Source organism: Yersinia intermedia (genome assembly GCF_900635455.1).
GTDB lineage: Bacteria > Pseudomonadota > Gammaproteobacteria > Enterobacterales > Enterobacteriaceae > Yersinia > Yersinia intermedia.
Genome location: NZ_LR134116.1, coordinates 2,879,367 through 2,893,739, shown reverse-complemented (window position 1 = coordinate 2,893,739; position 14,373 = coordinate 2,879,367). Strand labels below are relative to the sequence as shown.

Here is a 14,373-nt window from a genome sequence, read left to right as displayed (position 1 = left end):
GGCGTTAGTCAACGTCTGGGGGATTCGTTTAGTTGCCATCTAGCTGCAACACCAATGACGTTGGGCATGATTGTACGCAAGGAAGTACCGATGAAGATTTATCGTCCGCTATGGAATGACGGAGCCTTTTTAGCCCCGCAACAATTCCAGCAACAGGCCCGCTGGGACGCCTACGTGGCAGACGGAGTGGCACATATGACATTGGCATCCCCATGGGGTGTCATTGATGCGGCATTCGACAGTGGATCGTTGGCGCTTTCCCGTCTGAATGCACTTCGACTGGTGGTTCGCTTCCCTGATGGCACGCTGATTGATTCTGAACGGGCGGATAACCTGCCTCCCGCCTGCGATTTGTCTGTAATTTCAGACCGTGACGTGGTCGATGTGGTGCTGGCATTGCCGTTACTGTCGGCCAACGGCGGCAATCTGGATGATGGTCAGGACAGCGCGCGCCCTCGCCGCTGGCAGCAAGAGTGGGTCACGGTACAGGAGCTTGCCGGTCATGAGCGTACTGAGCTGGCGATAATGCGCCACGGGGTCACGCTGCGTTTTGCTCATCAGGAAAACAGTGCTTATCTGACCTGCCCAGTGGTGCGCTTGATGCGCAATGCCCAGGGGCAGTGGATGCAGGATGAGAATTTCATTCCACCGATGCTGTCGCTGGCGGCAAGTCAGGTGGTGCTGACTGAACTGGGGGATTTAATCCACCGTCTACAGGCGCGTCGACGTCGCCTGATGGCCATGCGGCGTGAAAGTAACGAACGGATGGCAGATTTTGCGGTGGCTGATGTGTCGCTGTTCTGGTTGCTGAATGCGTTAAACAGTGCCGAGCCGGTACTGATGGAACTGTATCAGACACCTTCCCGCCATCCCGAACTGTTTTATCGCGAACTGGTCCGCCTCGCTGGTAGTCTGCTGACATTTTCCCTTGAACATAAAGCTGAAGACATTCCGCTGTATCAGCATGACGCACCTGAGCAGGTTTTCCCGCCGTTGTTCACCTTGCTTGATGCCCTGCTCGAGGCCAGCTTGCCGTCCCGAATGGTGGCGATTGAACTGGCTCTCGAGGGGCAATTCTGGACCGGTTCATTGCATGATGCTCGTCTGCGTGAAGGGGCTGATTTCTATCTCTCGGTTCGCTCTTCGATCCCCAACCATCTGTTGCAAACTCAGTTCCCGCTGTTGTGTAAGGCTGGCAGCGTTGAGGATGTGTCAGATGTGGTTAACGTGGCACTCAACGGTGTGGCGATGAAACCGCTGTCTCATGTTCCGGCTGCTATCCCGCTGCGTCTGGAAAATCAGTACTTTGCCCTTGACCTCAAGGGGCCAGCCGCGCAGGCCATGCTGGATGCGGGGAACTGTGCTTTCTACACCCCAGGTTCGCTGGGTGATGTCAAACTCGAACTGTTTGCGGTGCTACGCTCATGAGCAAAATAAATACGTCTGTGGTTGATGCAGTCTTTTATCCCTGCTGGCTGATGGTCAGCCAGTTGCGTAACGGTCAGGAGGTTGAGGACGGAGAAGCCTTGTACCGCCGTGCCTGTGCGTGGATTGACAGCGCACGCGATACGCTGTCGCGTGCCGGTTTCAGCGAAATCAGTTGCGACCATATGCTGTACACCCAATGTGCGTTACTGGATGAAAGCGTCCTGAACCGTCAGAAACAGGACAGCGGTTATACCAAATGGCTGAAAGACCCGCTTCAGGCCCGCTACTTCAATACATTGAACGCGGGTGAAGAGTTGTGGGAGCGGATCCGCACGGTGTTGCAGGAACCGGCACCGGACACGGCGGTACTGACCTGCTTTTACCGTGCGCTAACCTTGGGATTTGCCGGTCGTTACCGCGAACAGGGTGACGAGCGCAGAGAAGATGTGGTGCGTAAGCTGAGTTTGCTGGTACCGCCGTTTGCCTCTTCACAGGAAACACCAGTGGTCTCACGCTCATTGCGTTTGCGCTCTGGGCGCAAGACCTATTGGCTCTTTTGGGGGGCGGGCGTCGTCATACTGGTTGCTCTGTGGTTCACGTTGTCCACTCGGTTGACGCACATGGTGTCTCAACTGACAGGGATGCACTAGCGGATGCGCGGATTAACACAGTTACTCCTGCTACTGCTGGGGGCATGCCTGGCACTGTGGCTTATCCTGGGTTTCTGGCCGTTGGGAATGGGCAGTCGTGTGGCACTGAGCATGTTGGTTGTCATCCTCTGTGCTGCGGTCGGTTACTTTCAGTGGCGCAAGTACAACGGCAATAAAGTGGCTCACCAATCCATTGCCGATTCAACACTGCCACCTGAAGATTTTCAGGGCGCGGTAATACTGGTTTGTGGTGACAGCGATGCCCTGTTTTCCACCTCGGCATCTTTTCGTGAAACGCGTCAGGGTTGGTATCTGGCAGTGAAGCTACCAGAACAACTGCCAATACTCGCGCAACATCTGGCGGCTGAACGCCCGGCGCTGATTGCGCAGATCTCGGTATTACTGGCTATCGTGCCAGAGCAACATCAGAGCCTGGATGATTTTTCACAATCCCTGCGTGCCTGGCAACGGGCTATCGTGCAGTGCAAAGGATGGCTTGGGGGGATCCCTCCGGTCTGGTTAGGCACCTGGCTTTCACCACCTGTGGCTTCATCTGCGCAGGCCGAACGGTGGTATACGGTCACTCCGGGGCAGAAAGGCATTCAGGTTCAAGAAGCGGGGGCAGGCATCATGCCGCTGGTTCAATGGAGTCAGTATCAAGAGTCCTGCAACGTTCAGGAAAGGTTGAGCTCCGTACTCTGGATGGAGAGTCTTCTGTCCTGGCTTGATGAACATGTTCTGAGCATCCTGACACAGCGGCAAGGGGATGTACCTGCGCTTACCCCGTGCACATGGGGCTGCTGCTTTACACCGGTTGCAGGGCGTCAGAATAACCTGTGGCAGGCACACATTAGTGAGGTAACCACGCTGACGCCGAGGGTTGCCACCCCAGAAGATAACCTGCCGTTGCCAGAGGTGTTACTACCTTATCTGCCTCGCCGCCGCGGCGTCTCACGTCTGATGCTGACCTGTCAGATGGCCGGTGTGCTGTGCGGTGTATTTTTACTCTTTGCCCTGCTGGCATCCTTTATCAATAACCAGCGTCTGGTGCAGAGCGTCAGCGATCATTTGTCGTTATACAACCGGCTTACGGGTACACCTCCTGCCCCTAAGGCTCTGGCTCAGCAGCAACTGCGTGCGGATGCACACTTGCTGGATGACTGGTTACGCCGTGGTGCACCCATGCGTTTGTCACTGGGTTTGTATCAAGGGCTGCGGCTTAGGGCTCCGCTGGATATCGCTATCAATAGCTGGACTCCGCCACTGCCACCACCACCGGTGATCAATCAAATCGTTCAGGGATCCCAAACCCTCCGTCTGGATAGCCTGTCGCTCTTTGACGTGGGTCAATCAATGCTCAAATCTGGCTCCACCAAAGTGCTTATCAATGCGCTGGTTGGGATTAAAGCCAAGCCGGGCTGGTTGATCGTGGTGGCGGGGCACACCGATATTACGGGTGATGATAAGTCGAATCAGGCTCTGTCGCTTAAGCGGGCGGAATCGGTACGCAACTGGATGCGCGATACCGGGGATATTCCAGAAAGCTGCTTTGCCGTCCAGGGCTATGGCCAGAGTCGTCCTCTGAAATCTAACGATACGGAAGCGGGCCGTGCGCTCAACCGCCGTGTCGAAATCAGTCTGGTACCGCAGGCCGATGCCTGTCGCCTGCCAGGCGTAAAAACAGCGTCACAGGATGAAAGTGACGTCTCAACTCAAGAAATGGAGAAGTAAACCATGGCAATTCCAGTATATCTGTGGCTGAAAGATGATGGCGGTGCGGACATTAAAGGTTCCGTAGATGTTAAAGATCGCGAAGGCAGCATTGAGATCGTAGCACAGGAACATAACCTGTATATCCCGACAGACAACAACACGGGCAAGCTGACCGGCACCCGTATCCATACCCCGTTCCTGTTCACCAAGGAAATCGACTCATCCAGCCCGTACCTGTACAAAGCGGTAACCACCGGCCAGACCCTGAAATCCGCTGAGTTCAAATGGTATCGCATTAACGATGCGGGCCAGGAAGTGGAATATTTCAATACCAAGCTTGAGAACGTGAAGCTGGTGAAAGTGGCACCGAAGATGCACGACATCAAGGATCCGGCCAAAGAGAAACACAATCACCTCGAAGCCATTGAGTTGCGTTACGAAAAAATCACCTGGACTTACAAAGACGGCAACATCATTCATTCCGATTCTTGGAACGAGCGTACTACCGCGTAATTACCCGTCATTCTTCGCGCCGCAGGTGCGTTGGCGACGTTCGCTCACCCTGGTCACATAGTTATCTATGCTCCCAGGGATTCGTTCACTTGCCGCCTGCCTGCAACACGAATTATTTAGGGTAACCCGCAGCAGCAGGCGGTTCGCCGTCTGCTTTTTGTGTTTTTAGCTGAGCATCGGCGCCTCGGTATTTCGCTAAACGCACTGACATTTTATCAGATGACCTTATGGGCCTTGGTTTATGGCTATGGGCGGTAGCGTGCCCGAAGCCAGCTTCATCTGGCTATTTTACTTGCCATTTTGCACCTGGGCAGTGCTCGGCGCCGTCACGTACTGCGTGTACGCTCCGGGCCTTGCGCGCTGTCCGTGTACAAACTGACGGCGACAATAACGCCAGTTGAAACCGGCTAACGTACTAGGTTTCGCATACAAGGAAGAAAATTTATGACAACGCATTCAGCACACTTATTACGTCGGTTAAATCCCTATTGCGCGCAGGCACTGGCCGGTGCTGCAACCCTGTGTCAGACCCGCGCCCATGCCGAGATAACCGTTGAACACTGGTTATTGAAATTGCTGGAACAGGGTGAAGGCGATATCACGGTGATTGCCCGGCGTTATGAGTGGGACATGGACAGCCTGTGGCAGGGGTTGCTGGCCCATCTGGATACGTTGCCGCGCACGGTGCAGGGCAAACCTCAGTTGTCAGCCGCGTTACAGCAACTGATCAAAAGTGCCTGGCTGGATGCCTCGTTGCAGGAAAATGCTGATGCGGTGCGTTCCGTTCATCTGTTATCTGCCCTGATAAATTCGCCATCATTATTGACCGCAGAGGCGGGATGGCCGTTGCTCAGCCTGAGCACCACCCAGTTACACCGCCTGTTACCGTTGCTGGACAGCCAATCCGACGAGCGCCCTGAAGTTCAGCAGGCTGCGGCACTGGCAGACAACCCGGTCAATCTGACCAATGAGGCAGCGACTACTCCCTCTACCAGCGGCCAGCAGCAACTCAATGACGCCCTGCAAGCGGCGCTGGATAAATTTACGTTGGACGTCACCGCCAAAGCGAAAACCGGGCAGATTGACCCAATTTTTGGTCGCGATACCGAGATCCGCCAGATGGTCGATATCCTGTCGCGCCGCCGTAAAAACAACCCGATTCTGGTCGGTGAACCGGGTGTGGGTAAAACCGCGCTGGTTGAAGGGCTGGCGCTGCGAATTGCCGAAGGTAACGTACCGGATAGCCTGAAAACCGTCAGCCTGCGCACCCTGGACTTGGGCCTGTTGCAAGCCGGGGCTGGGGTCAAAGGCGAGTTCGAACAGCGCCTGAAAAATGTTATCGAGGCGGTACAACAATCACCGACGCCAGTGCTGCTGTTTATCGACGAAGCCCATACCATCATCGGTGCCGGTAATCAGGCCGGTGGCGCAGATGCCGCCAACCTGCTGAAACCAGCACTGGCGCGTGGTGAACTGCGCACCATCGCTGCTACCACTTGGTCGGAATACAAACAGTATTTTGAACGGGATGCCGCTCTGGAACGCCGCTTCCAGATGGTGAAAGTTGACGAGCCGGACGATGCCAAAGCCAGCCTGATGCTGCGCGGCTTAAAAGGCCGTTACGCCCAGCACCACGGCGTGCACATTCTGGATTCTGCTATTACCGCTGCGGTTACCTTATCGCGGCGCTTCCTGACGGGCCGCCAACTGCCGGATAAAGCGGTGGACCTGCTCGACACTGCCGGTGCCCGCGTGCGGATGAGCATCGACACCCTGCCAGAAGCGCTGATGGAAATTAACGCCGAACTGGCTGCATTGGCGATGGAGCAACAGGCCATTGAACAGGATTTACTCCTGCTGCCGAACATCGGTTCAACGCGCTTATCTGAGATTGATCAACGTCGCACAGCACTGCTGGTTGGACAGCAGCAGCTTGCACAGCAATATGAAGCAGAGCAACGCCTCACCACCCTGATTATCGACGCGCGTCAGGATATCGCCAACGCGGCACATCTGGCCACGTTGCAGGCAGAACTCAGCCAGATTCAGGGCAATGCGCCGCTGCTGTCGCTGGATGTTGATGTGCGTACTGTGGCAACGGTTATCGCCGACTGGACCGGCGTGCCGCTGAGTAGCCTGCTGAAAGACGAACAGACCGATTTGTTGCAACTGGAAAACCATCTCGCGACCCGCGTGGTCGGTCAGGATGCAGCGCTGGTTGAGATGGCGCAACGCCTGCGCGCCGCCAAAACCGGTCTGACGTCCGAAAATGGCCCGCTGGGGGTGTTCCTGCTGGTCGGGCCAAGTGGGGTGGGTAAAACCGAAACCGCGCTGGCACTGGCCGACACACTGTTCGGTGGCGAGAAATCGCTGATCACCATCAACATGTCCGAATATCAGGAGGCGCACACCGTTTCCCAGCTCAAAGGCTCGCCACCGGGCTATGTCGGTTACGGTCAGGGTGGCATTCTGACCGAAGCAGTGCGTAAGCGCCCGTACAGCGTGGTGCTGCTCGATGAAGTTGAGAAAGCGCACGCCGATGTCATCAACCTGTTCTATCAGGTGTTTGACCGTGGCTTTATGCGCGACGGTGAAGGGCGCGAAATTGATTTTCGTAACACCGTGATCCTGATGACTGCCAATCTGGGCAGTGATCATCTTATGCAATTGCTCGATGAACAACCGGAAGCGACTCACAGTGATTTGCACGAACTGCTGTGCCCGATCCTGCGCGACCACTTCCAGCCTGCCTTGCTGGCCCGCTTCCAGACCCTGATCTACCGCCCACTGGATGCCACCGCGCTGCGTACCATCGTTGAAATGAAACTGGCACAGGTCGCTAAACGCCTGAACAAACATTACGGCCTGCAATGCACTATTGAAGAAAGCCTGTACGACACGCTGGTCGCTGCCTGCCTGCTGCCCGACACCGGCGCGCGCAACATCGACAGCCTGCTGAATCAGCAAATCTTGCCGGTGCTGAGCCAACAACTGTTAAGCCGTATGAGCGAGCAACAGCGCACTACCTCGTTGACGTTGGGCTGGGATGAAGCCGAAGGGATCACGTTGGAGTTTGGTGATGACTGAGGAAAATAAGGACACATTAAAGGAAGGGGGTATCCGGTTGCTGACCTCGGGAGAGACGGAGCTGGCGAGGTCAGTTTTCGGATCAACTATCGAGTACCACACTGTCTGGATCCATCATGGTAGTTACCTGCCTTTTAATCTGCAAGATGAACATACAGCAATGACGCCGAATGGTGAGATTTATTTCCGTAATGAGTACCGGGATGATTTCTCGCAGACAACAGATAATTTACAACATTTGTTCATTCATGAAATGAGCCATGTATGGCAGCGAGCCAAAGGAATGAATGTCATTGCGAGAGGGCTGGTTAGTTGGCTGGTCAGTTACAGATATAAACTCGATGGACGGCTGTTAAGCGAATATCCCATGGAGCAACAAGCGCAAATTATTGCGGATAACTTTACATTGCAGGCGCGTGATTATAGTGCCTGGAGGCGATTGAGAAGAAATAATATTATTACTCTAGATGGCGATATTTCTGAAATTGTAATAAGAAAATCATACCGAAATGTACTGCGAGGGTTTCCTTGGTGATAAGAAACAAACTGCGTTTCCTATTTTTCACGATGTTGTCTTTATTTTGCTTATTGATGTTAACAGGATGTCCATGGGGAAAAATGAAGTATTACCCCTCTGAGACGGCCAGCACCTACATGAATGGTGATTCGGTATGCTTCTTTATTCCTAATGCACAAGATTATCAGCCTGTTTTTATATCTATTAATCTCAGGAGTGCCCCCCCTAAAGAAGGGACATTCACAGATGAACCTAATCTAACAATTATAGATGGGAAACTTTGTATCCCACCTTCGTTTTATCATCTTCCTGATACCTCCACCGGACCTTTTATTGTTCAACTCGTTATTGAGTCCAAAGATAAGGGTAACCATCCAAGACATTTTGTATTGGGATTTGAAATGCTCAATAGAAGGGCTTATGACGTGCCGCTAACTAAACGCGAATATGATGAGCCATCCGTCGCCAGCAAAATTTAACGATAAAGGTAGGTTTTGCCTGTTTTGTACTTGAAATAAGCAGGTTATTACCACGGAGTAAAACCCATGAATCTTACTAATACGCTACAGAACACATTATCAAAACTCACCGGAACTACTCTGAATCGCTACCGCCTTGATATTCCTTCCTGCCTGTCACCATTGGACGTCGAAGATTTCAGCGGCAATGAGGGGCTCAGCAATACATATCACTACAATATACTGTTCACCAGCACAGACAAAAATATTGATGCGGACCAATTACTGCGCAAACCAGCAACGCTGACGATGGGAACTGGCTTGTTGCAGAGTTTGATGGAACAGAAAGTGGTACACGGTGTTATCACCGATTTTCGCCGGATATCGGGTTCAGCCGACCAGGTTAATTATCAGATCACGCTAGAACCTTTCATCGTATTATTGGATAACCAGTACCGAACACACCGTTTCTTTGTTAATAAATCGGTACCCGAAGTTGTCGAGCAGATACTTCAAGAACATGGCCTGAAGGACTGGGAATATGAGTTCACGCTGAAACAGACCTACCCAAAACGTGAGCAAATAAACCAGTATCAAGAGACAGACCTTAAATTTATTGAGCGGTTGCTCTCAGAGATGGGGATATTTTATTTCTTCACTTTGCAGCCAGACACCCAGACTGAAGTGGTGCATTTTGCTGATAAGCAGAGTGCCTATGAGTTTGGTAAATCTCTGCCGCTGAATAGCCCGTCAGGCATGAGTGACAGCGGAGTAGAGTCAGTCTGGGGACTGAATGTACATCACAATGTCGTTGAGGCCAGCGTTACTGCGAAAGATTACAACTACCGTGAAGCGCAGAAGGTGTTGCAGTCCACCCGAGCAGACATGACGCGCGGCGACGGTGAAGGGGTCACTTATGGTGAAGTGTATCACTACAAACCGCGCCATCTGGATACCGGCGATAAAATAGACCCTACAGCGGAAACCGCCAACTTCCTTGCCCGCCTCGATCATGAGCGTTTTTTATCAGCACAAACGCTGATCACCGGTCTTAGCACCGATCCAACATTACATCCTGCCCAGGTACTGACGGTAACCGACGCATCAATCCCATCTACCCTGCCGGAGTTGTTGACACAACCGATGGTCGTGGTTCGCACTGGGTTTAGCGCCAGCCGTAAAGATGCACTGAAAGTGACACTCGCCGCGGTTCCGTATAGTGAAACTCTGTGCTGGCGCCCGGCATTGCTTCCCCGTCCAAAAGTCAGCGGCACCATGATGGCGCGGGTGACCAGCGCGAAGGCCAACGATATTTATGCCTGGCAGGACACCTCCGGTTTGTATCGGGTGAAATTTGATGCAGATCAGGATGATAAAGCACAGGGGCAGGAGAGTATGCCGCTGCGACTTGCCAAACCTTACGGTGGCGATGTGTACGGCATTCACTTCCCGCTGATACAGGGCACCGAGGTAGCGATAGCCTTCCATGACGGTGACCCGGACCGCCCGTATATCGCTCATGCCCTGCACGACTCGCGTCATACCGACCATGTGACCGAAAAAAATAACACCCGCAACGTGATCCGTACTCCTGCGTTCAACAAGCTGCGCATGGAAGACAAACGCGGCGAAGAGCATATCAAGCTCAGCACCGAGTACGGCGGCAAGACCCAATTGAACCTCGGGCACAATGTAGATGCCCAGCGCAATCTACGGGGCGAAGGTGCCGAGCTGCGTACCGATGATTGGGTAGCGGTACGTGGGGGCAAAGGGGTGTTTATCAGTGCGGATAAACAGCCATCTGCGGGGGGGGAGATGCTGGATATGGCGGCTATGCAGGCATTGCTGTCTCAAGCTCTTAGCCGGATGGAGTCGCTTTCTCAATCGGCACAAGTGGCAAAGGCTCAAGTCTTACATTACGAGCAGCAACAGAAATTAATGGAGGAAAAGCTGCTTGAACTTAAACAGGCTGTGTTACTTGCAAGTGCCCCTGAAGGGGTTGCATTGGCGAGCGGTGGTCATTTTCAAGTGGCCGCCAGTGACAATATCTATATGACGTCAGGTCAAAGTGCCGAACTGGGAGCGATGCAAAATATCTCTTTAGCGGCGGTTAAGAAGATATCTCTCTTTACAGAAAGTGAGGGCGTCGAGACGATTGCGTCAAAAGGCGATCTTATTTCTCAGGCACAGTCAGGAAATATTGATATCGTTGCTAAGCATAATATTTCACTAACCAGTACCACTGATAATATCACCTTGACAGCAGCGAATACGGTGACGTTGAACTGTGCCGGTGGGGCTTATATTCGCCTTTCAGGTGGCAATATTGAATTGGGTTGCCCTGGTGATATCACCATGAAGCAAAGCAAACTTTTATACAGTGGCCCCGCATCTATAGAGTCGACTCTACCAGAGTTACCAGGCAGTGGCCCTCAGGCAATCAAGTTTATGTTATTAGATGCGCAGGGTAATGCAGCACCGTCAGTCATGAAGGTCAGGCTATTTGACAGTGATAATAAAGAAAACCTGTGGTCATCCACATTTGGTGATGGTGAAACTGGGGTTTTCGAGTTGCAGGATAACAAAAGTTTTCATGCCATTATTGGTGATGATGTATGGACTAGTCTCTTCACTGATGATGACGAGGCACCTGATGAAGAAACTGATGATGAGTCGTTTGATGATGATCATGGCCCGCAATACGATGAAGAGTTTAATACTTTGAAGGAGGAGTGATAATGGAGCAATATACTGTTCAACCGGGTGACAGTTTATGGAAGATTAGCCGTCGCTTTGGTGTTGAAATTAACGATCTTAATAGCATTAACGGTCTTAACACCAAGGCAAAACAACACATTATTCATCCAGGGCAGATGTTGGTGCTACCTTCAAAGGAAAAAACATATGATACACAGCTTAATTTAAATATTTGTGATCTCAGGTGGCGGCCACTTAAAGATACCAAGCTCAAACTGACTTTTGATGGTAAAACTCGCGACTATATTACCGATGGCAACGGTTCCGTGGCCGGGATCCTTATTGAGGACAGTACCAAAGGTATTAAGGTCGAATTACAGCACCTAGATAAAAAACAATTTATAGTTATTGCTAACCATCCCAAAGCACCATTAGGTAATAAAACCCTGAGAATAAGCTCAAGAGAGATGGTGGTCAAGGGAAGTACCTTGGTGAAAACAGGTACTCAGCAATCTACCAAGCAGCAGGAAAAAGAAAAAGCCAAAAACAATAATACCCCCCTAACCACACCGGCTACTCCCTCAAAGTCTACACCCAATAAGCTTCCAGCGAGCCAGACGCTACCGATCAATCAGACTACCCGCACTGAAGGTGGAATACCCACCAGTGTCAGTAATATAGGTAATGTCAGTGAGGGGCTGCTCCTACCTCCACTGGCGGAGAAGTATCGCAGTTATATTATTGAAACAGCAAAAAAATATGATTTCCTGCCGGAAGGTCTAGCTGCACTTATTTATGCTGAATCTAGGTGGAAGGCCAACGCAACTAATACAATAGGTTCGGGTGCAGTAGGCCTAGGGCAGTTTAAGCCAGTTACTTGGTTAGTTATGAGTACAAACGCACAATCTAAAGTATACAAATATTTGACCAAAAAATACGCTTATCAGACAATCATATATAAGAACGAGGGGCTCTACGGTACTGTGATTTCTCCTACTGGTGAGGTAAAAGAAGAGGAAATTAATAAAGAAGTGGTATTAAGTTTGCGTAGCAATGAAGAGTATAATATTGACATGATAGGCTTATATGATAGACAGGGTATTGATAATCTTAGCAAGAGATTATCAAGTGTATCATCGTTATGTCCTGACGAGTTAGTAAAACTAGCCTACTTGATCCACATGAATGGTGAAAGTGGTGCATATGATATTATAATGAATAAAAAAATCACGGGGGAAAAGTATAAAATTTATTCTGAGAGTTCTTTTCAAACTCGACTTCAGAGTAATGTAAATAATCGAGAAAAGGAAAAGAGATACCTTTCTATTGATGAAACATACAGAACAGCTTTTATTGCATGGATGGTGAATTTTTATAATGCCACTGTTGTTCCAGAGCATTTCAGGTTAAAACCAACAGGTAAAACTTATTCTATTAAAGATATCATAAAGAAACTAAATCCGGACTTTAATGTTAAAACTGATTTGCCAGCATTAAGGACGCAGACTTCTAGTAGTAATGCTAGAGTTAACCAGTCCGCAAACACTGGCACTCCAGCAAACACAAGCACAAGTAGTAGTACCGTAACAACATCTAATACCCCTGCTAGAGCTGATTCTAGTGCTATAATACAATGGCGTAACCCACTGGCTATATGTCGTATAAGAACCCATGGATTACGTAGTGCAAGAAGCGCAAGTTTTGGAAGTTCTGTCAGGATTGGTGCCAATGGGGCACCGAGAGCCCATCAAGGAGTTGATATTGCTGCGGAACCTGGAACACCTATTTATGCCGTGGCGGATGGGCGTGTAGCTTTTATCACTAATAGGGGTGATTATGGACAACAATTATGTATTGTTGTTCAGGCTGATGATTTGCCGCTATCAAAGAAATCCCTTTGTCATAATTTGAGGGAGGTTTATTTCTTCTATGCGCATCTTTCTGAAGTCAGCCTTAATCTATCGCTTCACAGTCCGATAAATAGCGGTGACTGCATTGGTAAAACTGGCAGTACTGGAAACGCTAGCCGGATGACCAGCATTGCTAGGGGAGCTCATCTGCATTTTGAGGTGAGAACACGTAACCCTTCAAGGGCTGGTATGCTTGATCGTATAGATCCCGTTCCTTTTATTGATGGTTTCAATTATCCCTGAGGGTTAATAATGAAATACTTAATGGCTATTTTTTTTATATTAGTAACACATGTTTGTTGGTCAAATGATAAATTTCCTGTAATCAGCAAGGAAACTTGGGGAAATAATTCAAGTGAACTTATGCAAAGTATATTCGATAATGAGCAGAAGCAAAAAAATACCCAATATAAAGATGAACAAAATAAATTACCCGATGATAAAAGAGAAAAGAGGTTATCTAAAAACCAGTATTGGCTTGTAAATAAAAAACAGGATCTATGGCTTGGTATCTTTGATGGTAAACAGGTGGTAGTGCCGGGTGGTATCTATGATGGTCTCCTTGAGAAAACCTCTCAGTATCAGCAGGTAATTCGGGTTAAAAGACATAATAGAATATCTCAATTTTTGCTAACTAATTTAACACAAAACGGAGTCGAATATCCTCTGCTTTGCATAGGGAAATTGGACTCTATTTTAAAAGACTCACCGGATTATTTACTTTTTTACTCAGCTTGTACATTTGAAGGTTTACAGCTAAATTCGCAACAGCATGAAGGCTATTATGATATTTTATTCTATAGTAAAACTTACGATACATTAATTAGATTGAATGGTTTTCCTTATTCAGCTAGTGGTGGAGATGTTGATTACTATGCTAAGGGTTTTAGAAAAATAAAAGATTACTATATGGACTCTAATATTGAAGTTGCATTTAAATTTATAGGGAAAGATCAGGTCGTTGAGGTAGACCCTAAAACTGGAACCTACAAAAAACCTGAAAAAATACAAGAAAGAAATTCTAGTGGCCAGTGGATAATGGTTGATGATCCTGAACAGTTTAAACCTGACCTGCTGAAAAGATTACCGGAAGTTGTTGTTAATAATTAGTATATTTGTTTTTGGAAGAGGTGTTATTTTATGAGGAAAACCATTTGTGTTGGAGATAAAACATCTCATGGTGGTGTGGTGTTAACTGGCTCAGCTCAAGTCTCTATTGATGGCAGGCTTGTTACTCGTAAATTAGATAGAGTTTCTTGCCCAAAACATGGCATAAATAGCATCATTGAAGGTGACGAAAACCATTGCGATAATGGGCTCCCCGTTGCGTTAGAGGGGCATTATTGTGCTTGTGGCGCTACGCTTATCTCCTCTGGTTCGCGTGTACTCAAGGAATAAGG

General features: G+C 49.6%; 11 protein-coding genes. All 11 read left to right on the top strand.

All coding sequences use genetic code 11. The features are described 5' to 3' along the window. Window positions 1-90 precede the first annotated feature (90 nt). The 11 genes from tssK to EL015_RS13155 all read left to right on the top strand — a co-directional run bounded on the left by tssK (window position 91) and on the right by EL015_RS13155 (window position 14,371). Window positions 91-1,428, top strand: a complete 1,338-nt coding sequence (tssK, locus tag EL015_RS13205) for a type VI secretion system baseplate subunit TssK (protein ID WP_032906416.1) — start codon at window positions 91-93, stop codon at window positions 1,426-1,428. Continuing rightward, window positions 1,425-2,078, top strand: a complete 654-nt coding sequence (gene tssL / locus EL015_RS13200; protein ID WP_071984981.1) for a type VI secretion system protein TssL, short form — start codon at window positions 1,425-1,427, stop codon at window positions 2,076-2,078. The genes tssK and tssL overlap by 4 nt, the downstream gene beginning before the upstream one ends. A 3-nt stretch (window positions 2,079-2,081) precedes the next feature. After that, complete coding sequence (locus tag EL015_RS13195) at window positions 2,082-3,809, top strand: OmpA family protein (protein ID WP_005185424.1); 1,728 nt, start codon at window positions 2,082-2,084, stop codon at window positions 3,807-3,809. A 3-nt stretch (window positions 3,810-3,812) separates the two neighbouring features. Further along, complete coding sequence (gene hcp / locus EL015_RS13190; RefSeq protein WP_004711812.1) at window positions 3,813-4,304, top strand: type VI secretion system effector Hcp; 492 nt, start codon at window positions 3,813-3,815, stop codon at window positions 4,302-4,304. Between the two features lie 444 nt (window positions 4,305-4,748). Next, the gene (gene tssH / locus EL015_RS13185) at window positions 4,749-7,391 is read left to right on the top strand and encodes a type VI secretion system ATPase TssH (RefSeq protein WP_005185428.1); all 2,643 of its coding nucleotides are present in this window, start codon (window positions 4,749-4,751) and stop codon (window positions 7,389-7,391) included. After that, complete coding sequence (locus EL015_RS13180) at window positions 7,384-7,926, top strand: hypothetical protein (protein WP_032906419.1); 543 nt, start codon at window positions 7,384-7,386, stop codon at window positions 7,924-7,926. The genes tssH and EL015_RS13180 overlap by 8 nt, the downstream gene beginning before the upstream one ends. Next, complete coding sequence (locus EL015_RS13175; RefSeq protein ID WP_226718878.1) at window positions 7,923-8,387, top strand: putative T6SS immunity periplasmic lipoprotein; 465 nt, start codon at window positions 7,923-7,925, stop codon at window positions 8,385-8,387. The genes EL015_RS13180 and EL015_RS13175 overlap by 4 nt, the downstream gene beginning before the upstream one ends. 66 nt (window positions 8,388-8,453) lie before the next feature. Continuing rightward, complete coding sequence (locus EL015_RS13170; RefSeq protein WP_005185437.1) at window positions 8,454-11,102, top strand: type VI secretion system Vgr family protein; 2,649 nt, start codon at window positions 8,454-8,456, stop codon at window positions 11,100-11,102. A 2-nt stretch (window positions 11,103-11,104) separates the two neighbouring features. Then, complete coding sequence (locus EL015_RS13165) at window positions 11,105-13,216, top strand: peptidoglycan DD-metalloendopeptidase family protein (RefSeq protein WP_005185441.1); 2,112 nt, start codon at window positions 11,105-11,107, stop codon at window positions 13,214-13,216. A gap of 9 nt (window positions 13,217-13,225) precedes the next feature. Continuing rightward, window positions 13,226-14,083 carry a hypothetical protein gene (locus tag EL015_RS13160; protein ID WP_005185450.1) on the top strand — a complete coding sequence of 286 codons (858 nt, stop codon included), beginning with the start codon at window positions 13,226-13,228 and terminating at the stop codon, window positions 14,081-14,083. 30 nt (window positions 14,084-14,113) lie between these two features. Then, complete coding sequence (locus EL015_RS13155) at window positions 14,114-14,371, top strand: PAAR domain-containing protein (RefSeq protein WP_071984982.1); 258 nt, start codon at window positions 14,114-14,116, stop codon at window positions 14,369-14,371. The last annotated feature ends 2 nt before the right edge of the window (window positions 14,372-14,373 follow it).

Coding starts and splice junctions, on each gene's coding strand:
- EL015_RS13195 (WP_005185424.1), top strand. CDS start 2,082: ATGCGCGGATTAACACAGTTACTCCTGCTACTGCTGGGGGCATGCCTG.
- hcp (WP_004711812.1), top strand. CDS start 3,813: ATGGCAATTCCAGTATATCTGTGGCTGAAAGATGATGGCGGTGCGGAC.
- EL015_RS13160 (WP_005185450.1), top strand. CDS start 13,226: ATGAAATACTTAATGGCTATTTTTTTTATATTAGTAACACATGTTTGT.
- tssL (WP_071984981.1), top strand. CDS start 1,425: ATGAGCAAAATAAATACGTCTGTGGTTGATGCAGTCTTTTATCCCTGC.
- tssH (WP_005185428.1), top strand. CDS start 4,749: ATGACAACGCATTCAGCACACTTATTACGTCGGTTAAATCCCTATTGC.
- EL015_RS13180 (WP_032906419.1), top strand. CDS start 7,384: ATGACTGAGGAAAATAAGGACACATTAAAGGAAGGGGGTATCCGGTTG.
- EL015_RS13170 (WP_005185437.1), top strand. CDS start 8,454: ATGAATCTTACTAATACGCTACAGAACACATTATCAAAACTCACCGGA.
- EL015_RS13165 (WP_005185441.1), top strand. CDS start 11,105: ATGGAGCAATATACTGTTCAACCGGGTGACAGTTTATGGAAGATTAGC.
- tssK (WP_032906416.1), top strand. CDS start 91: ATGAAGATTTATCGTCCGCTATGGAATGACGGAGCCTTTTTAGCCCCG.
- EL015_RS13155 (WP_071984982.1), top strand. CDS start 14,114: ATGAGGAAAACCATTTGTGTTGGAGATAAAACATCTCATGGTGGTGTG.